The organism is Ruegeria sp. ABD4_443 (genome assembly GCF_056160865.1).
This window is the reverse complement of the sequence record NZ_JBSWYA010000010.1, coordinates 71,674-92,178: the sequence shown is the minus strand read 5'-3', so window position 1 is coordinate 92,178 and position 20,505 is coordinate 71,674. Positions and strand designations below refer to the sequence as shown.

The 20,505-nt window shown below is 62.1% G+C and carries 23 protein-coding genes and 1 pseudogene; 9 read left to right on the top strand and 15 right to left on the bottom strand.

Translation table 11 applies throughout. The features are described from left to right. Positions 1 to 154 precede the first annotated feature (154 nt). From yddG to ACXAG8_RS16645, 11 genes and pseudogenes are all read right to left on the bottom strand, one after another. A pseudogene (yddG, locus tag ACXAG8_RS16695) lies at positions 155 to 1,006 on the bottom strand (aromatic amino acid exporter YddG); the annotation flags it as partial. After that, positions 1,003 to 1,950, bottom strand: a complete 948-nt coding sequence (locus ACXAG8_RS16690) for a transcriptional regulator GcvA (protein WP_475229391.1) — start codon at positions 1,948 to 1,950, stop codon at positions 1,003 to 1,005. The pseudogene yddG and the gene ACXAG8_RS16690, both read right to left, overlap by 4 nt. A gap of 301 nt (positions 1,951 to 2,251) precedes the next feature. Next, on the bottom strand, positions 2,252 to 2,974 hold the full coding sequence (gene phbB / locus ACXAG8_RS16685) for an acetoacetyl-CoA reductase (RefSeq protein ID WP_475229386.1): 723 nt from the start codon (positions 2,972 to 2,974) through the stop codon (positions 2,252 to 2,254). 120 nt (positions 2,975 to 3,094) lie between these two features. Then, positions 3,095 to 3,484, bottom strand: coding sequence for a hypothetical protein (locus ACXAG8_RS16680; protein WP_475229381.1), 390 nt, complete (start codon positions 3,482 to 3,484; stop codon positions 3,095 to 3,097). Positions 3,485 to 3,489: 5 nt separating this feature from the next. Further along, on the bottom strand, positions 3,490 to 4,665 hold the full coding sequence (locus ACXAG8_RS16675; protein WP_475229374.1) for an acetyl-CoA C-acetyltransferase: 1,176 nt from the start codon (positions 4,663 to 4,665) through the stop codon (positions 3,490 to 3,492). Positions 4,666 to 4,862: 197 nt separating this feature from the next. Then, positions 4,863 to 5,696, bottom strand: coding sequence for an EAL domain-containing protein (locus tag ACXAG8_RS16670; RefSeq protein ID WP_475229367.1), 834 nt, complete (start codon positions 5,694 to 5,696; stop codon positions 4,863 to 4,865). Positions 5,697 to 5,811: 115 nt separating this feature from the next. Beyond that, entirely contained in the window at positions 5,812 to 6,003 is a 192-nt protein-coding gene (locus ACXAG8_RS16665; RefSeq protein ID WP_475229364.1) for a hypothetical protein, read from the bottom strand. A 93-nt stretch (positions 6,004 to 6,096) separates the two neighbouring features. Beyond that, positions 6,097 to 7,068: a sterol desaturase family protein gene (locus ACXAG8_RS16660; protein WP_475229359.1), complete on the bottom strand. Its 972-nt coding sequence runs from the start codon at positions 7,066 to 7,068 to the stop codon at positions 6,097 to 6,099. Beyond that, positions 7,065 to 7,451: a hypothetical protein gene (locus ACXAG8_RS16655; protein ID WP_475229356.1), complete on the bottom strand. Its 387-nt coding sequence runs from the start codon at positions 7,449 to 7,451 to the stop codon at positions 7,065 to 7,067. Before ACXAG8_RS16655 ends, ACXAG8_RS16660 begins: the two co-directional genes overlap by 4 nt. A gap of 59 nt (positions 7,452 to 7,510) precedes the next feature. Further along, complete coding sequence (locus tag ACXAG8_RS16650; protein WP_475229349.1) at positions 7,511 to 7,840, bottom strand: hypothetical protein; 330 nt, start codon at positions 7,838 to 7,840, stop codon at positions 7,511 to 7,513. A 95-nt stretch (positions 7,841 to 7,935) separates the two neighbouring features. Beyond that, complete coding sequence (locus ACXAG8_RS16645; protein ID WP_475229342.1) at positions 7,936 to 8,502, bottom strand: TlpA disulfide reductase family protein; 567 nt, start codon at positions 8,500 to 8,502, stop codon at positions 7,936 to 7,938. Positions 8,503 to 8,523: 21 nt separating this feature from the next. On the opposite strand from ACXAG8_RS16645, the gene argH reads away from it, so the two are divergent. Beyond that, complete coding sequence (argH, locus tag ACXAG8_RS16640; protein WP_475229338.1) at positions 8,524 to 9,912, top strand: argininosuccinate lyase; 1,389 nt, start codon at positions 8,524 to 8,526, stop codon at positions 9,910 to 9,912. Continuing rightward, positions 9,909 to 10,094, top strand: coding sequence for a hypothetical protein (locus ACXAG8_RS16635; RefSeq protein WP_475229335.1), 186 nt, complete (start codon positions 9,909 to 9,911; stop codon positions 10,092 to 10,094). The genes argH and ACXAG8_RS16635 overlap by 4 nt, the downstream gene beginning before the upstream one ends. A 260-nt stretch (positions 10,095 to 10,354) precedes the next feature. Here the strand turns inward: ACXAG8_RS16635 and ACXAG8_RS16630 are convergent, their stop codons facing one another. Both ACXAG8_RS16630 and ACXAG8_RS16625 read right to left on the bottom strand, forming a co-directional pair. Continuing rightward, complete coding sequence (locus tag ACXAG8_RS16630) at positions 10,355 to 10,741, bottom strand: glycine zipper family protein (RefSeq protein ID WP_475229332.1); 387 nt, start codon at positions 10,739 to 10,741, stop codon at positions 10,355 to 10,357. Between the two features lie 105 nt (positions 10,742 to 10,846). Then, positions 10,847 to 11,200, bottom strand: coding sequence for a DUF8051 family protein (locus ACXAG8_RS16625; RefSeq protein ID WP_475229329.1), 354 nt, complete (start codon positions 11,198 to 11,200; stop codon positions 10,847 to 10,849). A gap of 221 nt (positions 11,201 to 11,421) precedes the next feature. Here ACXAG8_RS16625 and ACXAG8_RS16620 point away from each other — a divergent pair, with 221 nt between their 5' ends. The 3 genes from ACXAG8_RS16620 to ACXAG8_RS16610 all read left to right on the top strand — a co-directional run bounded on the left by ACXAG8_RS16620 (position 11,422) and on the right by ACXAG8_RS16610 (position 15,945). After that, positions 11,422 to 12,012 (top strand): TetR/AcrR family transcriptional regulator, encoded by a 591-nt coding sequence (locus tag ACXAG8_RS16620; RefSeq protein ID WP_475229326.1) that lies wholly within the window; start codon positions 11,422 to 11,424, stop codon positions 12,010 to 12,012. A gap of 96 nt (positions 12,013 to 12,108) precedes the next feature. Next, positions 12,109 to 13,374, top strand: a complete 1,266-nt coding sequence (gene lysA / locus ACXAG8_RS16615) for a diaminopimelate decarboxylase (RefSeq protein WP_475229403.1) — start codon at positions 12,109 to 12,111, stop codon at positions 13,372 to 13,374. Between the two features lie 36 nt (positions 13,375 to 13,410). Next, a complete protein-coding gene (locus ACXAG8_RS16610) occupies positions 13,411 to 15,945 on the top strand; it encodes a TIGR02302 family protein (RefSeq protein WP_475229323.1) in 2,535 nt (844 codons plus the stop codon). A gap of 16 nt (positions 15,946 to 15,961) precedes the next feature. On the opposite strand, the gene ACXAG8_RS16605 is transcribed toward ACXAG8_RS16610, so the two are convergent. Beyond that, a complete protein-coding gene (locus tag ACXAG8_RS16605) occupies positions 15,962 to 16,771 on the bottom strand; it encodes a zinc-ribbon domain-containing protein (protein ID WP_475229319.1) in 810 nt (269 codons plus the stop codon). Positions 16,772 to 16,954: 183 nt separating this feature from the next. On the opposite strand from ACXAG8_RS16605, the gene ACXAG8_RS16600 reads away from it, so the two are divergent. The 4 genes from ACXAG8_RS16600 to ACXAG8_RS16585 are packed head-to-tail and all read left to right on the top strand — an operon-like array spanning position 16,955 to position 19,860. Beyond that, on the top strand, positions 16,955 to 17,632 hold the full coding sequence (locus tag ACXAG8_RS16600; RefSeq protein WP_475229315.1) for a cell division ATP-binding protein FtsE: 678 nt from the start codon (positions 16,955 to 16,957) through the stop codon (positions 17,630 to 17,632). Continuing rightward, complete coding sequence (locus ACXAG8_RS16595) at positions 17,629 to 18,528, top strand: cell division protein FtsX (RefSeq protein WP_475229312.1); 900 nt, start codon at positions 17,629 to 17,631, stop codon at positions 18,526 to 18,528. Before ACXAG8_RS16600 ends, ACXAG8_RS16595 begins: the two co-directional genes overlap by 4 nt. Continuing rightward, positions 18,528 to 19,268, top strand: coding sequence for a lysophospholipid acyltransferase family protein (locus ACXAG8_RS16590; protein ID WP_475229309.1), 741 nt, complete (start codon positions 18,528 to 18,530; stop codon positions 19,266 to 19,268). Before ACXAG8_RS16595 ends, ACXAG8_RS16590 begins: the two co-directional genes overlap by 1 nt. After that, entirely contained in the window at positions 19,255 to 19,860 is a 606-nt protein-coding gene (locus ACXAG8_RS16585; RefSeq protein WP_475229306.1) for a pyridoxamine 5'-phosphate oxidase family protein, read from the top strand. The genes ACXAG8_RS16590 and ACXAG8_RS16585 overlap by 14 nt, the downstream gene beginning before the upstream one ends. A 6-nt stretch (positions 19,861 to 19,866) precedes the next feature. Here ACXAG8_RS16585 and ACXAG8_RS16580 read toward each other — a convergent pair whose 3' ends face one another. Then, positions 19,867 to 20,460, bottom strand: a complete 594-nt coding sequence (locus tag ACXAG8_RS16580) for an NAD(P)H-dependent oxidoreductase (protein ID WP_475229301.1) — start codon at positions 20,458 to 20,460, stop codon at positions 19,867 to 19,869. Positions 20,461 to 20,505: the final 45 nt, after the last annotated feature.

The window sequence follows — 20,505 nt, the reverse complement described above, 5'->3', positions numbered from 1 at the left end:
GGGGGGGGGGGGGGGGGGGGGGGGGGGGGGGGGGGGGGGGGGGGGGGGGGGGGGGGGGGGGGGGGGGGGGGGGGGGGGGGGGGGGGGGGGGGGGGGGGGGGGGGGGGGGGGAGGGGAGGGGGGGGGGGGGGAGGGGGGGAGAGGAGGGGGGGTGGGCGCGCGCGGAAAGCAGCGCGCCGCCGGTGATCAGCAAGGCCGCGATTGCCAATGTCCAACTGGGCGTGGCAATCCCGGCCACCACCAAAACCAGGGTCGACAGCAAAGGGGCCGCGTATGAGCTGGTTCCCAGCATCTGAATGTCACCCTGTTTGACCCCGATATCCCAGACATAAAAGGCAAGCCCCACCGGGCCCAGCCCAAGCGCCAGGGTCGACGCCCAGCCAAGCGTCGTTTCCGGCCAGTGCGTTTCCTCGAATGTGAAATGCAGAACCCACGAGGCGATGGCCGTCAGAACACAGAAAACGGCCACCGAGCTTGTTGGCGTCTTTCCGATCCGCCTGGACAGAACGGAATAGCCCGACCAGGTCAGCGCGCACATCAGCGCCAGCGCATAGCCGGGCAAATGCGCGGCCTGAAACCCGGCGCTGCCGCCGCCGGTAATTATCAGCGCAGCCCCCGAAAACCCCAGACAGGCCCCGATCAGGTGACCCAAGCGCAGGTTTTCGCCGGGCAGCAATCCCGACAGCAAAACGATCAGCAAAGGCCAAAGATAGGCGATCAGCCCGGCCTCGGCCGCGGGGGCCATGCGCAGGGCGGAAAAATACAAGGCGTGATACCCGAACAGGCCCAGCGTCCCAAAGGCATAGACCTTCCAGCTTATGCTGCGCAGCTGGCCCAGACCGCCGCTTTGCCAGGTCCAGACGATCCCGAGGGTGCCGCCGATGGTAAAGCAAACCGCGTTCAGCAAAAGCGGTGGCGTGGGCGCCGAGCCAACCGTGAACAGGGCCAGCAGGGACCACAGCAGCACGGCAAGAAACCCGATGGCGGTTGCGCGGGACTTGCTCATTCGGGGGGGATGTCCTCGACGGGGATGATTTCGAACTGGTCCGATATGTGCGCGGTTTTTTCGATCTCGGCAAGGAACCAATCGCGAAATGCTGCGACCTGCGGGCGCGTTTCTTCGCCCGCGCGGCACAGAAAGCGGAACCGGGCCTGGGTTTCCACGGCAATCTTGAAGGGCGCGACCAGTCGGCCTTCGATCATGTCCTTGATGATCATGGGCCGCCGTCCCAATGCGATACCGACGCCCGCCGCGGCGGCGTCTATCGCGTGGTCCGCATTTGAAAAATGCGCGCCGTGGGTGGGCGTGAAGGAAATTCCAACGGCCCGAAACCAGGCTGGCCAGTCGCAGGGCGGGTCAAGAAAACTGATGGAATCATCATGGATCAGCGGGGCCTCGGTCAGGCTGTGTGGCGTGGTAAATCGCTCGGCCAGCTCTGGGGTCATGACGGGTGTCAGCCACTCTTTCCGCAGGGGTACCGAATACAGCCCTTCGTCGGTGTCGTGCCCAAACCGGATGGCCACATCCACATCGTCACGGTTCATATCCACTTTTCGCAACGTGGCCGAGAATCGCAGGTCGATATCGGGATGAGCGCGGGCAAATTCGTAAAGCCGGGGCGCCAACCACTTGGCCGTCAGCGCAGGTCCGGCGGTCACGGTCAGCGTGGTGTTGTCCTGCAAACGCCGTGCGGCGTGCCAGGCAGCCTGCAATGTCGCGAACCCTTCTGCCGCGCCGGGTGCCAGGGCGCGCCCGGCTTCGGTCAGTTCGACCGCGCGGTTCAGGCGGTGAAACAATGGCCGCCCCAGATGTTCCTCAAGCGACTTTATCTGAAAGGACAGGGCGGCCGGCGTGACATTCAGTTCATCGGCTGCTTTGGCAAACGACATGTGCCGGGCGGCGGCATCAAAGGCGCGCAATGCGGTCAGCGGGGGAAGGCGATCATTCATTTTGGATAAGTAAAACTTAACTGAAGCCGAAGAAACTCTCGTTTGTGCCCTTTGAAAACAACAGGCATCCTTGGTTCAAGTCAAGCTTACCTTGAGAGAAAGGGACACGACATGATCGAGATGACGACAAACCCAGCCGCACGGTGCGCCTTTCAACGCGCCCATGAGGAACGTGGTAAAGCCCTTAGGATTGCGTTGTTCTGGCTGATCGGTTCCCGCTGAGCGCTGCGCGCGCGTTCTTACGGGATAAAGAAGGGCCGGTCCGTCAGGACCGGCCCGTTTTCAATTCGGGTGCTGAAAATCAGACGAAGAACTGCGCCCCGTTGGCCGAGATGGTCGAGCCATTGATGAACTGCGAATCATCAGATGCCAGGAAGGCCACACAGCGCGCGATCTCTTCGGGTTCGCCCAGACGTCCCGCAGGGATCTGGCCGATGATGGCTTCGCGAACCTTTTCCGGCACCGCCATAACCATTTCGGTGGCGATGTAGCCGGGGCAGATGGCGTTGGCGGTGATACCGGCCCGTGCGCCTTCTTGCGCCAGCGACTTTACGATGCCCAGATCGCCCGCCTTGGTCGCGGCATAGTTCACTTGCGCGAACTGACCCTTCTGCCCATTGATCGAACTGATCACGATGATGCGGCCAAACTTGCGCTCGCGCATGCCCGGCCAGACCGGGTGCACGGTGTTGAACACGCCGGTCAGGTTGGTGTCGATCACCTGATGCCATTGTTCCGGCGTCATCTTGTGAAAGGGCGCATCGCGGGTGATGCCCGCGTTTGCGACGACGATGTCGATCGGTCCGACCTCGACCTCGACCTTTTCGATACCGGCTTTGGACTCGTCATAATCCGCGACGTTCCACTTGTATGTGGCGATGCCGGTTTCTTCGGTGAACTTTGCCGCGGCTTCGTCATTCCCCGCATAGGTGGCTGCAACATTGTACCCTTCGGCCTTGAGCGCCTTGGAAATTGCTGCGCCGATGCCGCGGGAGCCGCCGGTTACGAGTGCTGTACGTGCCATTAAGTTTATCCTCCAATTAATGCCGCGCTTGTAATGCTGTTACTATTTCAGTTTGCGTCACGCAATATTATTGCGCAACTATTCTGGCGCAATGCCGCGAAATTGCTGCGGCATTCTGCATCAGGGCAATGTAAGGCCCCTGCTTTTGCCAAGTGCCTTGCAATAATCGATCCAGTCCTTGTTTTCGCCCAAAAGCTGCAGGCTGCTGAACCGCCCGGACCATTTCTCGGTCAGACGCGCCTGTTCCGCCTGAACATGCCCATAGGGTTCGGAAACCCCCTCGCGCCCGGCCTGTGCGCGGGCTTCGACGATAAAGAGCGAGGCGCTGACAAGGGCGGCATCAGTCATCGCCTGATCCTTGCCGCGGCGCGCGCCAAGATCGGCCAGTTCGGTGTAGATGACACCGCATTCGGTCAGGCTGGTGGAAATCGGTTGCCTGTTCTGGGCCTGTGCGGCCCCTGCAATACACAAAGCAAGGGCCGTCAGGGCAGTCCAACGGATAATCGGCACGTCGATCAGTCGCGTTCGACGCAGAGGGCAACGCCCATGCCGCCGCCGATGCAAAGGGTAGCCAGGCCTTTTTTGGCATCACGGCGCTTCATTTCGAACAGCAGCGTGTTCAGAACGCGGCAGCCCGAGGCGCCGATCGGGTGGCCGATGGCAATGGCGCCGCCGTTCACGTTCACGATCGACGGGTCCCAGCCCATGTCCTTGTTCACGGCGCAGGCCTGTGCTGCGAAGGCTTCGTTGGCTTCGACCAGGTCCAGATCGTCAACCGACCAGCCTGCTTTTTCCAGCGCCTTGCGCGACGCGTAGATCGGGCCGACGCCCATGATCGACGGGTCCAGACCGGCGGTCGCATAGGACGCGATACGGGCCAGCGGCTCGATCCCGCGCTTTTCAGCGTTTTCGGCCGACATCAGCAGGGTGGCGGCAGCACCATCATTCAGACCGGATGCGTTGGCCGCCGTGACCGAGCCGTCCTTGGTGAAGGCCGGGCGCAGCTTTGCCATTGCGTCCATGGTCGCGCCGTGGCGGATGTATTCGTCCTTGTCCATCACGATGTCACCCTTACGGGTCTTGATGGTGAAGGGCACGATCTCATCGGCGAACTTGCCGGCCTTTTGCGCGGCTTCGGCCTTGTTCTGGCTGGCGACGGCAAATTCGTCCTGCATGTCGCGGCTGATCTGCCATTTCTCGGCAACGTTCTCGGCGGTTTGACCCATGTGGTAGCCGTTGAAGGCATCCCACAGGCCATCGCGGATCATCGTGTCGATGTATTTCATGTCGCCCATCTTGTGGCCAGCACGCAGGGCGGCGGCGTGGGGCGACAGGGTCATGTTTTCCTGGCCACCGGCGGCAACGATTTCGGCATCGCCGAGTTGGATGTGCTGTGCGCCCAGTGCAACGGCCCGCAGACCCGACCCGCACACCTGGTTGATGCCCCAGGCCGCGCTTTCCTGTGGCAGGCCAGCGTTGATATGGGCCTGGCGAGCGGGGTTTTGACCCTGGGCTGCGGTCAGGACCTGGCCCAAGATGGTTTCGCTTACCTCGCCCTTGTCGATCCCGGCGCGTTCGACAACCGCTTCCAGGACGGCAGCGCCCAGGTCATGTGCAGGTGTGTTCGCAAAGGAACCGCCAAAGCTGCCGACGCCTGTGCGTGCGGCGGATGCGATTACTACGTTGGTCATACAGTCAATCCTTTACCGTCATGGTCCTGTGGGAAATCAGACGGCGCAGGCGTTCGAAAGCCAGGCTTTCGTTCCAGGAGCGCCCAGTGATCCCCCGCTCCAGCCCTTCCTGCCATAACGTAATGCTGCAATTGCAGCAACGGACAGCTTGTCTCAGCATGGTGATTGGGCGGATCGTCACCGAGGGGGATTGTCGGTTAACTGGCTGTTTTAGCGTCTTTTTCACCGGCCCAGGGCGGTGTGATCGACGGCGCGCCAAACAGATACCCCTGAAGGCAGTCTACGCCGCAGTCGACAAGAAACCCGGCATCCTGCGCCGTTTCGACCGATTCGGCTGTGACCAGCATTTCGAATTCGCGCGCGACCGCAACGAGGGCCCGCACCAGGGCCTGATTGTCGGGGTTGTCGCCGATGCCGCGAATGAACTGCCCGTCGATCTTTGCCGCGTCGAACAGAAACTCCCGAAAATGGCGAAAGCTGAAATTGCTTGCGCCATAATCGTCCAAAGCAAAGGCGATGCCACGTTCCCGCAGGCGATCCATGAAATCCATCACCAACTCGGGCACTTGCATGGCCGAACTTTCCGAGATTTCCAGGATCAGTCTTTCACCCAGGCCCGGATCGCGTTTCAAAAACCTCTCAAGCAAACGGGACCAGCGGGCAAAACCGATGGACCGGGCGGACATGTTGATCGACAGGCGGATGCCGGGGTTTCTGGCCAGCGTGCGCAGCCCCAGTTCCAGCGCAACACAATCCAGTTCGCGCCCGACCGCAGCGTTTTCGACCTGTGGCATGAAATCACGCGCCGGAATGACCCGCCCCGTGTCATCGAGAACCCGGATGAACCCTTCGTAAAATGCAACGCTGCGCGGTGCGCGTGCCTGCATGACCGGTTGGAAAGCGAGTTTGCATTGTTTGTGCTGCACGGCCTCGGTCACCAGATTCAGGGTCGAGCGATCGCGCGTGACAACTGCCGCGTTCAGGGGGCTGTCCGATCCTTCGGGCAGGTCCGCCAGTTTCTTGTCCCGCATGCGCGCACCCTTTCCCCTTGGGCCGAATTGAGCTCGGGCCCAGTTTCGGGGAGAAGTGATGAATCTGCGGTTAAGCCGGACGAGAAATTTGTGCGGGTTCGCGCCCTGACCGGGATCAGCGGGTCGAATGCCCCTCGCGGGCCAGCGCGGCGGCAGCGCTGATAACGGCGCCGACAACGCCGGTCGTCATCATTGCAAAACCAAGCATCAGGATGATGGACGAGGGGGACGCGCTCAGCGCGGACAGCATCGCGATGACAAGACCCAACAGACCAACGGCGGTGGAAATGGATGTCATACGGGTCATACTGGCCTCCGGGCTACTCATACGCGAAACATCGTTCCGATATGGCGTGCAACTATGGTAATTCAAGCGTTAACGCCGGGCTTAGAGGCACAATCAGGCGTTTTTTGCCTGTGTATTAGGCATTTTTTTGTCAAACCGCTCGAATCCGGGCGTTCCGCGATCTTCGGGGTGGCGGGCCAGATGCTTGGCCTTGATCGCCTCAGAGCCGTCCCGGCTGCCATCATGGCTATAACCCGGCGGAGCGAAGCAATAGGCCAGCCGCTGACGCAGGCTCAGGCCCGGCTGCGTGGCGTCCCGCCATATTGCAACCCATTCGTGAAAAGCCACGCGCAGCGGGTTAAAGGTACCGATATTATGCACCAGCCCGTAATCGACGCGGTCGTCATCCTGCTCGGGAACGAATGTGCCGAATAGCTTGTCCCAGATGATGAAAACCCCGGCATAGTTGCAATCCAGATACCGGGCATTGCGCCCGTGATGGGCGCGGTGGTGGCTTGGGGTGTTCATCACCGCCTCGAACCAGCGGGGCATTTTGCCGATGGCCTCGGTGTGAATCCAGAATTGATAGATCAGGTTCAAGCCGCCGACAAACAGCACCATCGCCGGATGGAACCCCAACAGGATCAGCGGTGCGCGGACCACCATCATGAAGGTGAACGTATAGGTCCAGGTCTGGCGCAGCGCCGTGGTCAGGTTGTAATGCTGTGAACTGTGGTGGTTCACATGGCTGGCCCAGACCCAGCGAACGCGGTGCCCGAACCGGTGCACCCAGTAATAGCGCAGATCGTCCAGCACAAAGCACAGGATGATCACCGGAATCGACGTGCCCAGGTCAAGCGGCGTGATCCGCCACAGCCACATGAAAAACCCATAGGCAATGAACCCCAGCAGAAACCCCGATGCGATATTGCCCGCCCCCATGATCAGCGAGGTCACGGCGTCGCGCGTTTCATACCGCCCGCCGCGGCCCTTGATGGCGATCCAGAGGAACTCGGCCAGAATCGCGGCGATGAAAAAGGGCACGGCCCATTGGACCGCGTCGGGGAATGTCAGTTGGTCTGTCATGCGGTCTCCAACAGGTGGCGCCAGTGTTTGCGTTCAAGATCGTCGAGGCGGATGACAACACCGGGGGTGCCGAAGTCGTGGAACTGAATTCTGACCCCTCGGGGGTGGTCCAGCCAGTCAAAGTCTTGCAGCGGGCGCGCGACGGTGTCGGCGCCAAAGGCCCATAACAGCCCATTGCCCGTGTGGGTTCGGATCAGCGCGACATGCCCGTCATGGGTCAGGGTCACATCAATGACGGCGTCATCCGGCGCATGGCGCGCCCATTCCGAACGGGCGCTGCCTGGCGTCAGGATGCGCTGGCGGGATTTGCCCGTCAGGTGCAGCAACAACGTGATGCCGCCTATGCCGCCGCCGACCAGCACCAGCAGTATTTCCAGTGGCATACCTTCCTCCTGCAGCCAGCCTGCAAAGGAGAAGGGGTGCTGTCAAAGGTGGCGTGGCGTCAGGCAGTTTCCTGCGCTTCGAGGATTTCGTGGCGCACGACACGTTCAACGAAGGGCACCAGCCCCGAAGGGCCGGAAGACCGGTCTTTCAGGTGGATGCAGATGTCGGGCCGACGGGCCGCGATGATGCCGACCAGATCTCCGCGTGTCTTGTCGTCAAGACCTGCGCCCATGATGGCGCAGGCTATGCGCGGTTCGGCATCCAACTGGCGGCGAACTTCGTCCGGATCATGCGCACCCAGCCATTGAATCGGCAGATGATCCAATTCGCGCGCAACATTTCCGATGACATTGGGCAAGCGCCCGATCAGCAAAACGACCGGTTTCATAGCAGTCTCCTTTCCCGGATCGGTGACAGAGAACCAGCCCCCCAAAAGGGGCTGAGCCCAGTCTATCACATCTGCGCGGGGCCAGAGCGTCTGCGTCAGGTGCCGGGGTCCAGAAGGGCCGAGATTATCGCCTTGGCACTGTCCGAACTCCATTCCGCATCACCAATCAATCGGGCGATTTCGTTGCCCTCGGGGTCGATGATCACGGTAATCGGCAGGCCTATGACGCCCATCTCGCGCGCAACGGCCTGTTTCGGGTCCTGGTGGCGCGGCAGGTTGGTAATGCCGTTTTCGTCAAAGAACTTCTTGATCCCGGCAGGCGAGTTGCGCCCGGTGGCAAGGGTCAGGACCTCGAACGTGTCGCCGCCAAACTCGTCCTGCAACTCGGCGATTTGCGGCATTTCCTTGCGGCAGGGCGCGCACCACGTGGCCCAGAAGTTCAACAGAACATATTTGCCGCGGTAGTCCGCCAGCGTTGCCACGCCGCCGTCATCCTCCAATTGGAACTCAACCGGCGTAACAGGTTTGGGTTCCTTGTGCAGGATCAGGCGTTTCAGGCTGTCTTCGCGCAAAGGCGCCAGAGTCTCGGCATCGGTCGCCAAAGCGGCATTTGCACCCAGCGCAAGGGCCATATAAAGGGGGATCAGACGAAATAGGCGCATATCAACTCCGGGTTTTCTTACATGACCGATCAATCCTCGAACCAGATGTGGGGCGGCCGCTTTGCCGCCGGTCCAGACGCGATCATGGAGGCAATCAATGCCTCGATCGGGTTCGATCAGCGGATGGCAGCCCAGGACATCGCAGGCTCGCGCGCCCATGCCGCTATGCTGGCGGCGACAGGCGTCATAAGTGATAGTGATGCGCAGGCAATTCGGGAAGGGCTGCTCACCGTTTTGTCAGAGATCGAGCGGGGAGAGTTCCAGTTCTCGACCGCGCTGGAAGACATTCACATGAATGTCGAAGCGCGCCTGAAAGAGGTGATTGGCGAGCCCGCGGGCCGTTTGCACACGGGCCGGTCGCGCAATGACCAGGTGGCGACCGATTTCAAGCTGTGGGTCCGCGATCAGCTGGACGCGGCAGAAACCGGTCTTCTGGCCCTTATCCGCGCGCTTTTGGCGCAGGCCGAGGCCGGGGCGGATTGGGTCATGCCGGGGTTCACTCATCTGCAAACGGCGCAGCCGGTGACCTGGGGCCATCACATGATGGCCTATGTCGAGATGTTTGGCCGCGACCTCAGCCGTGTCCGCGATGCGCGTGCCCGGATGAACGAATCTCCCCTTGGTGCCGCCGCGCTGGCCGGGACGTCCTTTCCCATCGATCGCCACATGACGGCCGAAGCCTTGGGCTTTGACCGCCCCGCCGCGAACTCGCTGGACGCCGTCAGCGACCGCGACTTTGCGCTGGAGTTCCTGTCGACCGCCTCGATCTGCGCCGTACACCTGTCGCGCTTTGCCGAAGAATTGGTGATCTGGTCCTCGGCCCAGTTCCGCTTTGTGACTCTGTCCGACCGGTTCTCGACCGGCTCGTCGATCATGCCCCAGAAAAAGAACCCCGACGCCGCCGAGTTGATCCGCGCCAAGGTTGGCCGCATCTATGGTGCGAATACCGCGCTGATGATGGTGATGAAGGGCCTGCCGCTGGCCTATTCCAAGGACATGCAGGAAGACAAGGAACAGGTCTTTGACGCCGCAGACAACTGGATGCTGGCGCTGGCCGCGATGGAAGGCATGGTCAAGGACATGACCGCCAACCGCGACAGCCTTGCCGCAGCGGCGGGGTCGGGTTTTTCGACCGCGACCGATCTGGCCGACTGGCTGGTGCGGGTTCCGGGCCTGCCGTTCCGCGATGCGCACCATGTCACCGGGTCGCTGGTTGCCATGGCCGAAGGCAAGGGCTGCGACCTGCCCGACCTGACGCTTGAGGATATGCAGTCGGTGCATGCGGACATCACCGATGATGTCTATTCTGTCCTTACCGTCCAAAACTCGGTAAACTCGCGCCAATCCTATGGGGGCACTGCGCCGGATCAGGTGCGCGCCCAGGTCGAAAGGTGGAGGGCGCTGGTATGAAGACCCTGATGCAAGTGATGGCCGCCGTTTCTGTCAGTTTGGTGCTGGCAGGGTGCGGCGCCGACGGAGAGCCGGTTCAGCCGACGTTGAACGCCAATGTTGGCGTAGGCACCAGCGGTGCCTATGTCGGCGGTGGCGTCGGGCTGAACAAGGGTCCGATCGGGGTTTATGTCGGGCTGTAAGGCCCAGAGCGTTGATGCCGCCCGGCGGCTACATGTAACACAGGCGCCCCGCGACAGGCGCCCAATAGCGAAGTTTTGGCAATGAAACCTATTGGTCTGGTTCTGGCGCTGGTTGTGCTTGCGGCGTGCGAAACATCAAATACGGCGCGGCAGCAACCTGTTGAAGAACCCGCGCGCTCAGGATCGGGTGTTTCGATCTCTGGCTACGCGCGGGCTGGCGTTTCGACGCTGCAATAACAGGCAGCGATAGGTTCGGTGGCTTAGCCGGCCACCGGATGCCCGCGATCGCGCAGACATTCAATCAGAATATCCTTTCGTGTATTGCGCATGTCTGCGGCACCGGCCGTGGCCCCTGCCGCCGTGCCGACGGCGGCGCCGGCCAACAGCCCCTCGGCATTGCTGACCGAGCTGTCGGCAAGACCGGCCAACGCGCCAACGCCCGCACCGATCAACGCCTGGCTGCGGGTCTCTGGGTTCCACAGTTTCTGCGACTTGGCCAGCGCGCGGCATTGGTCAAGGTCCTGCGCAAAGGCCGGGCCGGGTTCGGCGGACAGAACCGGTTCATGCTGGGCCCCGGTGCCGCTGCACGCGCCGGTCAACATGGCAAGCGGCAAGACAGCCAAAAGTGAAAAGTCGTTGAGTTTCATCGATTTTGTTCCTTTTTGGGATTAACAACAGAAAGATTGGTCGCCGCAGCGCTGCGGCGGTCTTGTGCGGATCAGGTTGTTTCGAAGGTTGGGGCAGAGGCCCCGTCAGATATGCCCGAGCCCGCGATGGGTCAGTGCCATGACGTAAAGCGCCAACACGAAATCAAGAATTTCTATCAAGCCCAACATCAGCGGAATCGGATCCGGCGATGTCGGAAAGACATGGCCCAGGTCCAGCAACACCACGAAGACATATCCCCAGGCGGCGGCAATCGCGCCCCAGCCCGCAATGCGCGACCCGCGCAGCATGGCAACCGCCGAGGCGACCGCGAGAATCGCCAACGCGATCAGGAAAGCGTTGAACCCCCAGAAAACCGCGCCGCCAAGCCCGGAAAAATCACGGGTTTCGATCGGCCCGCCCGGGACCAGCGTGACGAAGCTGCCCACCAGAACAAGCATCAGCACCGCGGCTGTGGGCAACGGCCCTGAGCCTGGGTGTGCTGCCCTGCCGGGTGCAGGAGAAGTTGTTTCGGTCATGATAGAATCCCTTTAATGACTCGCGGGTCATAAATGGCGACCCTTTTAATGACCGTCAAGTCATTAAAAGACTTGAATCCGGGTGACGCTACGTTCAGACTGTGTGGGCGTGCCGCGAAAGGCACGGTGCGAAAGGGTGGGGAATGCCGAAAATCGTTGACCGGGAAAAGATGCAGGCCCAGATCCTTGATGCGGCCATGGAGGTCTTTCTTGAAAACGGGTTTCACGTGACCAAGATGCAGGACGTGGCGCGCCGGGCCGGGTTGGCCAAGGGCACGTTGTACCTGTATTTCAAAAGCAAGGACGCCATGCTGCTGGCCTTGCTGCAAAGCTATTTCGACGACATTCAGATGCGGATATCCGCAATCCCCGCGCCGCAGACCCTGTCGCAGTTCTTTTACGCTCTGCGCCTGACCATGCCCGTCGAACGCATGGCGGCCACACGGTTGTTCTTTGACGTTTTGGGGCCCGGTTTTGAAGATCCGCGCGCGGCCGAAATCATCGGCGGGTTTTTTGAATGGCTGGCCGGTCAATATGCCACGCAGTTTCAAGGCCTGGCCGATCTGGGGGAACTGCGCAGTGACCTGACCCCGCAAGAGGCAGGCGAGGCCGTGACCGCGATGCTGGATGGTCTGGTCATCCACACGGCAATTTTCGGCGCTGATGCCGAAACCTTTGAAAACCGTCGAAATGCGACGCTGGCGGTTCTGGAAACCGGGCTGCGGGGGGGCTGATCGCAGCATTCGACCAGTCCGGCAGCAATCGTCCCGTTGCCATGATCTGGCAATCGCCGTTGATCCGACAGCATGTTTTGGTCTAAGCGCGCTGTCATGGATCACTTTCTTTACCGCGACGGCGCGCTTTACGCCGAAGATGTTCCGATCTCCGAAATCGCTGCTGCGGTCGGAACCCCGTTCTATGTCTATTCAACGGCGACTTTGCTGCGGCATTTCAAGCTGTTTGACGATGCGCTGGACGGCATGGATCACCTTGTCTGCTATGCGATGAAGGCCGCCAGCAATCAGGCGATCCTGAAAACGCTGGCGCAGGCGGGCGCGGGGATGGATGTGGTTTCTGGCGGCGAGTACCAGCGGGCCAAGGCCGCAGGCGTTCCCGGCGAAAAGATCGTGTTTTCGGGCGTCGGCAAAACCGCGGATGAGATCCGCGCCGCGCTGACGGGCGGTATCCGGCAGTTCAACGTCGAATCCGAACCCGAGATGGAGGTCATCAACGCCGTCGCACTGGAGCTGGGCGTGGTTGCGCCGATCACCGTTCGTGTGAACCCTGACGTGGACGCCAAGACCCATGCCAAGATCGCGACCGGCAAATCCGAGAACAAATTCGGCATCCCGATCTCTCGTGCGTCCGAAGTCTATGCGCGGGCTGCCAGCCTGCCGGGTCTCGAAGTGATCGGCATCGACGTCCATATCGGGTCGCAACTGACCGAGTTGGAGCCGTTTGAGCTGGCCTATACCAAGGTCGCCGAACTGACCGAGCAGTTGCGGGCCGAGGGCCACAATATCCGCCGCCTCGATCTGGGCGGTGGGCTTGGCATTCCCTACACACGTTCGAACGACGCGCCGCCGCTGCCGGTGGAATATGGCGCGCTGATCCAAAAGACGCTGGGCCATCTGGGCTGCGAGATTGAAATCGAACCCGGTCGCCTGATTGCGGGCAATGCCGGGTTGATGGTCAGCAGGGTGATCTATGTTAAATCCGGTGAAGACCGCGATTTCCTGATTCTGGACGGGGCCATGAACGACCTGATTCGCCCGGCCATGTACGAGGCGCATCATGACATCGTCGCGGTGCAGGAACCCGCGGCGGGGGTCGAACAACATCCCTATGACATCGTGGGCCCGGTCTGCGAATCCGGCGATACCTTTGCCAAACAGCGCAACATGCCGCCGCTTGCGCCGGGGGATCTGATCGCGTTCCGCAGCGCCGGGGCCTATGGTGCCGTGATGGCCAGCGAATATAACACACGCCCCCTGATCCCCGAGGTGCTGGTGCACGAGGATCAATTTGCAGTCATTCGTGAACGGCCAAGCTTTGACGAAATCATAAACCGCGATACCATACCTACGTGGCTTTGACGCGGTGACCGCGCGGGCCCGATCAGGAGGCCCGCCGTGACCGACAGACCAAACCTGCCCCTTGCCCGAACCTCCGTGTTGCTGACACGGGCGGGGATGTTGGCCGAGCAGGTCTTGCGGGCGTTCTGGCCGTTCTTTTCCGTGGCTATGGCGGTTCTGGCCTGTCTGATGATGGGCGTGCAGGACAGCCTGCGCATCGAACTGGCCTGGGGTATCGGCGGTTTGGGCCTGCTGGGTCTGATCGCGACTTTTGTGATTGGTCTCAGGCGATTCCGCCTGCCGACGCGGGCCGAGGCATTGATCCGGTTGGACGAATCCCTTCCGGGGCGGCCCATTCAGGCGTTGTTGGACAATCAGGCCATTGGCGCAATGGATGGCGACTCGGTGGCGTTGTGGCGGGCCCACCAATCCCGCATGGCGCGCAAGGCGCAACAGGCGCGGCCTGTTAAGCCGGATTTGCGGCTGGCCGCGCGGGATCCGTTTGCCCTGCGGTACCTCGCTCTTTTGGCGCTGGTGGTTGCCGTGCTGTTCGGGTCGCTGGGCCGTGTCGGGTCGGTTGTGGACATGGCGCCGGGGGCGGCCGTCGCAGGCCAGGGGCCAACCTGGGAAGGCTGGGTCGAGCCGCCAAGATATACCGGTTTGCCGACGCTGTACCTGGCTGATCAGGCCGGACCGACCCTGACGATCCCGCAGGGCAGCCGCATCACGTTGCGCTTCTATGGTGAGGTCGGCGCGCATAGCCTGACCGAAACGGCCTCGGACAACGGTACCGAAGCGGCCACCGACCCTGAACAGGAATTTGTGGCCGACGCATCGGGCCTGCTGCGCATCGAAGGCCCGGCGGGCCGAGACTGGCGGCTGGATGTCACCGCTGACACGGCGCCCTTCATCTTTGTGGCAGATGCGCCTCAGGCCGAGGCGGGCGGACAAATGAAATTGCCGTTCTCAGCCACTGACGATTACGGAATCCTGTCCGGCGAGGCGCGGATCGAACTGGACCTGGACGCGGTCGAGCGGCGCCACGGTCTGACCGTCGACCCCGAACCGCGCGAGGCGATCATCGTCCAGCTGCCGATGCCGATTGCCGGGGACAGAACCGAGTTCACCGAAGACCTGATCGAGGATTTCTCGCAGCACGCCTGGGCCCATCTGCCGGTCAGAATTCAGTTGTCCGCCCGCGATGCGGTGGATCAAACCAGCGACGCCGAACCGTATTTTGCCGCGCTGCCGGCGCGCCGCTTCTTTGATCCCCTGGCCGCCGCGGTGATCGAACAGCGCCGAGACTTGTTGTGGTCACGGGCCAATGCGGGCCGGGTAGCGCAGTTGCTGCGGGCGGTGTCGCATTTGCCCGAAGACCTGTTTCGGTCGGAAACCGCGTATCTGCGTTTGCGCATCCTGCTGCGGCGGCTTGAAACATTCGACACATATGGTCTGCAATCCAAACAGCAGGAAGAGATCGCACAAGCCCTGTGGGACCTGGCCGTTCTGATCGAGGACGGCACCCTGGCCGATGCGCTGGAACGCATGCGTCGGGCTCAGGAACGCCTGACCGAAGCCATGCAAAACGGAGCGACGGATGAAGAGATTGCCGAACTGATGCAGGAACTGCGCGAGGCGACGCAGGATTATATGCAGCAGTTGCAGCGCCTGGCCCAGGACGGTGAGAACGGCGAAGACCCATCGGGGCAGAATGGCGAGACCCTTCAGATGACGCAGGACGACCTGCAACGGATGATGGACCGCATTCAAGAACTGATGGAACAGGGCCGGATGGCCGAGGCGCAGCAGGCGCTGGAGGAGTTCCAGCAGATGATGGAAAACATGCGCGTGACCCAGGGCCAGGGTCAGGGCGGTCAATCCGAAGGCCAGCAGGCGATGGAGGGGCTCGCCGAAACCCTGCGCGAGCAGCAGGGGCTGAGCGATCAGGCCTTCCGCGATTTGCAGGAACAATTCAATCCGGGCGCGCAGGCGGGTGAAAGCCAGGGCAACGAGGGCCGCTCGGGCGGGCAGGGACGGGGCCAAAGTCACGAAGGACAAGGCGGCCGGGGCGACGACCAAAGCGGCCAAGGTCAACAGGGTGCCGGAACATTGGCAGATCGTCAGCAGGCGTTGCGCGAGGAATTGCAGCGCCAGCAACAAGGGTTGCCGGGGGCAGGAACCCCCGAAGGCGATTCAGCCCGCGATGCGCTGGACCGTGCCGGGCGTGCGATGGATGACGCCGAGGGCGCGCTGCGCGACCAGGACCTTGCCGAAGCGATCGACAACCAGTCCGAAGCGATGGAGGCGTTGCGGGAAGGCATGCGCGCGCTGGGCGAAGCCCTGGCCCAGAACCAGCAATCCCAGCCCGGACAGGGCACTCAGCAAGGCGACATGCAAGCCAACAACCGTGACCCTCTGGGCCGCAATCCGGGGGCGGCCGGGTCCATTTCGACGGATGAAAACCTGCTGCAGGGCGAAGACGTCTATCGCCGCGCGCGCGAGTTGCTGGATGAAATCCGCCGCCGGACCGGAGATACCGACCGCCCGACAATCGAACTGGAATATCTCAAGCGATTGCTCGAACGTTTCTGAGGGCCGACCCCGCCAGCTACTGACTGCCCCCGCCGGACTGCGATTCGAGCCAGAGGCGCGCCTGGTCAATCATTGAAACCAGGGATTGCATCGCAGGCTCGGCCTGGGGGACGGCTTCGCTGATCTTGGTCGCATTGCCATATAGCAGGAACAGAATGACGCCGATGATGATGATCAGTGCGAACCCGCGCATAAAACCGCCGGATTTTCGCGCGGCGGTAACGGCCGCCTCGGTACTGTCAGAGGCCTGGTTTTCCATCAGGCCCGAATTGATCGCCTCGACATCCGGCAAATCGTCTTTCTGACCGGAATCCTCGGCTGTTTCGGTCGCGCCGGGACGTTTTGGCTGTACCTTTGGCTCGGCCGGTGGGTCCAGCGCCAGATCCGGCTGGCTTTCCAGGCTGGTGCCTTCCTTGGCGCGCAGATCGGCCTCGCGGGCGGCTTCTTCCTTCAGGATGCTTGCGACGTCGGGATCGACATTGCCGGTCGCGGCGGCCTTTTCGGCTGCGTCAGCCTCGGGCTCATCGAGCTTGGGTTCAGGTGCTTCGACCTCGGGCGTTTCCGAAACCGGGTCGGACATTTCCGCGGCGGGTTCGGGGGCGGCATCCTGCGGGTCTTGGTCCGGTTCGTCAGCCTTGGGCTGTTCAGCCTGGATTTCAGGCTCTGGTTCGGGGGCCTTTTCGGCCGCGACGGGCGGCTCTTGGGGATGTTTGGCCTGAAACCACGTCTGCTCGCAATTGGAACACTGAACGTCGCGGCCTCCCTCTGGGATGACCTCGTCCGGAACCTCATACTGGGCACTACAGTTCGGACATGTTAGACGCATACTGCCTCCCGGCCTGTGTGACGGCCTGATAGTAGTTTTTTCAGGGATGATATTCCGTTAAGACCCAACAGCAAAGGGCGTTTTCGGTTTCGCGGCCCAAGTGTCACCAATTGGACTCGGTGCAGGCATTGAAACCGTGACCGGGCTCGGGCAAGAAGAACAACAAAGCAATTGGGGGCAGGTGTGATCGAGCTGGAAAATGTCAGCTATAGCTATGGCGGGGGCGAGTTGCTGAGCGACGTTTCAGTACAGCTTCAGCCGGGATCGTTTCATTTCCTGACCGGGCCTTCGGGGGCGGGAAAGACCACATTGCTAAAGCTGTGCTACGGCGCACTTTTGCCGACTTCGGGACGTCTCAGCGCCTTTGGTGAAGATATTGCGCGGCGGGACCGGGATCAGATGGCGATGCTGCGGCGGCGTATCGGGGTGGTGCATCAGGACTGCCGGTTCCTGGACCACCTGACCCTGGCGGAAAACGTGGCCTTGCCGTTGATGGTCTCGGGCCGGGCCGCCGATGCCGAGCAGGACAACCTGACCGAATTGTTGCACTGGGTCGGGCTTGGCGCCCGGCTTGAGGCCCATCCGCCCGAACTGTCGGGGGGCGAACGTCAGCGCGCGGCGCTGGCCCGTTCGGTCATCCTGTCGCCTGACGTGGTTCTGGCGGATGAGCCGACCGGCAATGTCGATTGGGAGATGTCGCAGCGCCTGTTGGGCCTGTTGGTCGAGTTGAACAGGATGGGCAAGACCGTATTGATTGCGACCCACGACCTGAGCCTGATCCGTGCGGCCAAAAGCCAGGTTCAGGCGCGGGTGCTGCGCATTTCACAGCGCAAGCTTCAACTGGCGGGTGCGGACCTATGAACCGAGCAGATATCCGCTTGCTTTTGCGGCGTGACGCGCGCGCCGACCGGGTGGTTCCGCCCACCGGTTTCACGGCCCATCTGACCCTGTTCGTTTCGGGCGCGATGGCTTTTCTGGCCGTCTTCGCGCTGGCATTGTCACTGGCCTCTGGCCGGATGGCCGAGCGTTGGGGCTCGGAACTGGCGGGTGCGGCAACCTTGCGGATCAACGCCCCGGCTGAACAGCGCGCGGCACAGACCGAGGCGGCGCTGACGATCCTGCAACAGACACCGGGTGTTGCGTCAGCGCGGGCGCTGACCGCACAAGAGCAGTCGGCCCTGCTGGCGCCATGGTTCGGCCCGGACCTGCCGCTGGACACATTGCCGGTTCCGCAACTGATTGAAATCGTTGAGGGCGATCCGGGACTGGATGCCGCCGGGTTGCGCCTGCGGCTGGGGGCCGAAGTGCCCGGCGCGGTGCTTGACGACCATACGCGTTGGCGCGAACCGCTGGTCGACGGGGCCAGGTCGCTGCGTCGGCTGGGTTGGATATCGATCCTGCTGATCGGCGGTGCAACGGCTGCGATGATCACACTGGCCGCCAATGCCTCGCTTGCGGCAAACGCGCAGATCATCGAGGTCCTGCGACAGATCGGGGCCCGCGACCGGTTCATCGCCGGGGCTTTTGTCCGCCGGTTCACCTATCGCGCGCTTTTGGGGGCCGCCGTCGGCACCGTTGCGGGCATGTCCGGCGTGCTGCTGCTGCCCGAGGCATCGGATGCGGGCGGATTTCTGACCGGGCTGGGGTTTCAGGGGGCCGGTTGGTTGCTGCCGGTCGTCATACCCCTGCTTGGAGCATTGGTCGCCTTTCTGGCGACGGCTGCCGCCGCCCGGCGCAAACTGGAAGGGCTTTCGTAATGCTGCTGGCCATTCAATGGGTTCGGTCCCTGGTGTTCACCATCGTCATCTATGCCTGGATGCTGATCCTGGGCCTTGTTTTTGCACCCTACGCCCTGGTGTCGAAACGCGGCGCGCTTTTGGCGTGCAAGACCTATGCGCGCACGACGATCTGGCTGGCGCGCTGGATGGTTGGCATCCAAAGCGAAGTTCGGGGGCAGGTGCCCACCGGCGAGGTTGTCATTGGCGCCAAGCACCAGTCGTTCCTGGACATCATCATCATTTTCGACGCGTTGCCGCATGGCAAGTTCATCATGAAACGCGAGTTGCTGTGGACCCCGATCATCGGGATGTATGCACGTCGGCTGGGCTGTATTCCGGTCAATCGCGGCAAGCGCGGCGCGGCTGTTGCCAAGATGGTCAAGGATGTCGCCAAAGAGTTCACCGAGGCAGGCCAGTTGGTCATCTATCCCCAGGGTACGCGGGTCGCGCCGGGGGCGTTCAAGCCCTATAAGGTGGGCACGGCGGTTCTGTACGAGGGGCTCGGCTATACCTGCGTTCCGGCGGCGACGAATGTTGGCGTGTTCTGGCCGCGGACGGGGATTTTGCGCAAGCCCGGCCGGGCGATTGTCGAATTCCTTGACCCGATCGAACCCGGTGTCGCGCGCGCCGCCTTTCTGGCGCGTCTTGAGACCGTGATCGAGGACCGCTCGAACGCATTGATGCAAGAAGTGGGGTTTGACCCGGATGGAGTTCATTGAAGATATCGGCGCGCTCGAAACCCTTTACGGGCAGCCCGCCGCACCGTCGCTGCGCAAGGTCGCGCGCCGCCTGACACCGCTTTACCGCAAATGGATCATGGCGTCGCGGCTGTGTGTCCTCAGCACCGTGGGGCCAGAGGGAACCGACGGCAGCCCGCGCGGCGATGATGGGCCGGTGGTGGCCGAGCTTGATCCGGGTACACTGGCCCTGCCAGACTGGCGCGGAAACAACCGGCTGGACAGCCTGCGCAACATCGTCCGGGACCCACGCGTTTCGCTGATGTTCCTTGTGCCGGGGTCCCATACGGTTGTGCGCGTGAACGGGGCGGCGCGGTTGACCGCGGATGCGGACCTGCGGGCCCGGTTCGACAAGAACGGCAAGCATCCGGCCACCGTGATCGTCATCGAGATTTCCGAGGTCTATACCCAATGTGCCCGGGCCCTGATGCGGGCGCGCACCTGGGCCGGGGATGACCAAAGCGGTGAATTGCCCAGCGTTGGCGAGATTCTGGCCGAGGTCTCCGACGGCGCAGAAGGTGGCGCGCGATACGACCGGGAATGGGGCGCGCGCGCGGCCATGACGATGTGGTGACGCCGATCAGGCGGCGGCTGCGCCAATTCGTGCGACCTGGGAGACCCAGCGGTCGACAAGGCCGGGTTTCGGTTCGCTTGCGCCGGCGAAATAGGTGAACCGCGTAGGTTTGAAACCGACAAAGCCCAGTATCTGGTCCCTGATCTGACGGATCAGCGCCTGACGATAAATCAGGCGCATGAACCACCCCGGTGTGTCCGACGTCAGGATGACGCGTGCGGTACGACCGGTCAGCATTGGGGCCGGGAACCCGATCCGGGTCGTGTTCCTTGTGTCGAATGTGCGCCCTGGAATGAACGTGCGGTCGATAAGGCCCTTCAATTTGGCGGGCAGTCCGCCCCACCACATCGGCGCGGTCAGCACCAGGTGATCGCTCCATTCAATGTCTTGCAGAACCTGTTCAAGCACCGGTTCGAGCGGTTTGAAATCGTGATAGTTGCCCTGACCGAAATCATGATCGAACTGAAGGTCGCTGAGATGGATCAACCGGACTTGGTGCCCGTTGTCCTGCGCTGCGGCGCCATAGGTTTCGGCGAATGTGCGGGACAGGCTGTTTTCGCCGGGATGTCCGTTCAGGACCAGGATTTTCTTGGGGTGCATCGGGAATCTCCAAAAATGACCGTGGTCAATTAATAGAATCAAAAA

Bases quoted from the DNA above. Each gene is read 5' to 3' on its own strand.
- ACXAG8_RS16690 (WP_475229391.1), bottom strand. From the start codon at position 1,950: ATGAATGATCGCCTTCCCCCGCTGACCGCATTGCGCGCCTTTGATGCC.
- phbB (WP_475229386.1), bottom strand. From the start codon at position 2,974: ATGGCACGTACAGCACTCGTAACCGGCGGCTCCCGCGGCATCGGCGCA.
- ACXAG8_RS16675 (WP_475229374.1), bottom strand. From the start codon at position 4,665: ATGACCAACGTAGTAATCGCATCCGCCGCACGCACAGGCGTCGGCAGC.
- ACXAG8_RS16670 (WP_475229367.1), bottom strand. From the start codon at position 5,696: ATGCGGGACAAGAAACTGGCGGACCTGCCCGAAGGATCGGACAGCCCC.
- ACXAG8_RS16665 (WP_475229364.1), bottom strand. From the start codon at position 6,003: ATGACCCGTATGACATCCATTTCCACCGCCGTTGGTCTGTTGGGTCTT.
- ACXAG8_RS16660 (WP_475229359.1), bottom strand. From the start codon at position 7,068: ATGACAGACCAACTGACATTCCCCGACGCGGTCCAATGGGCCGTGCCC.
- ACXAG8_RS16655 (WP_475229356.1), bottom strand. From the start codon at position 7,451: ATGCCACTGGAAATACTGCTGGTGCTGGTCGGCGGCGGCATAGGCGGC.
- ACXAG8_RS16650 (WP_475229349.1), bottom strand. From the start codon at position 7,840: ATGAAACCGGTCGTTTTGCTGATCGGGCGCTTGCCCAATGTCATCGGA.
- ACXAG8_RS16645 (WP_475229342.1), bottom strand. From the start codon at position 8,502: ATGCGCCTATTTCGTCTGATCCCCCTTTATATGGCCCTTGCGCTGGGT.
- argH (WP_475229338.1), top strand. From the start codon at position 8,524: ATGACCGATCAATCCTCGAACCAGATGTGGGGCGGCCGCTTTGCCGCC.
- ACXAG8_RS16635 (WP_475229335.1), top strand. From the start codon at position 9,909: ATGAAGACCCTGATGCAAGTGATGGCCGCCGTTTCTGTCAGTTTGGTG.
- ACXAG8_RS16630 (WP_475229332.1), bottom strand. From the start codon at position 10,741: ATGAAACTCAACGACTTTTCACTTTTGGCTGTCTTGCCGCTTGCCATG.
- ACXAG8_RS16625 (WP_475229329.1), bottom strand. From the start codon at position 11,200: ATGCTTGTTCTGGTGGGCAGCTTCGTCACGCTGGTCCCGGGCGGGCCG.
- ACXAG8_RS16620 (WP_475229326.1), top strand. From the start codon at position 11,422: ATGCCGAAAATCGTTGACCGGGAAAAGATGCAGGCCCAGATCCTTGAT.
- lysA (WP_475229403.1), top strand. From the start codon at position 12,109: ATGGATCACTTTCTTTACCGCGACGGCGCGCTTTACGCCGAAGATGTT.
- ACXAG8_RS16605 (WP_475229319.1), bottom strand. From the start codon at position 16,771: ATGCGTCTAACATGTCCGAACTGTAGTGCCCAGTATGAGGTTCCGGAC.
- ACXAG8_RS16595 (WP_475229312.1), top strand. From the start codon at position 17,629: ATGAACCGAGCAGATATCCGCTTGCTTTTGCGGCGTGACGCGCGCGCC.
- ACXAG8_RS16590 (WP_475229309.1), top strand. From the start codon at position 18,528: ATGCTGCTGGCCATTCAATGGGTTCGGTCCCTGGTGTTCACCATCGTC.
- ACXAG8_RS16585 (WP_475229306.1), top strand. From the start codon at position 19,255: ATGGAGTTCATTGAAGATATCGGCGCGCTCGAAACCCTTTACGGGCAG.
- ACXAG8_RS16580 (WP_475229301.1), bottom strand. From the start codon at position 20,460: ATGCACCCCAAGAAAATCCTGGTCCTGAACGGACATCCCGGCGAAAAC.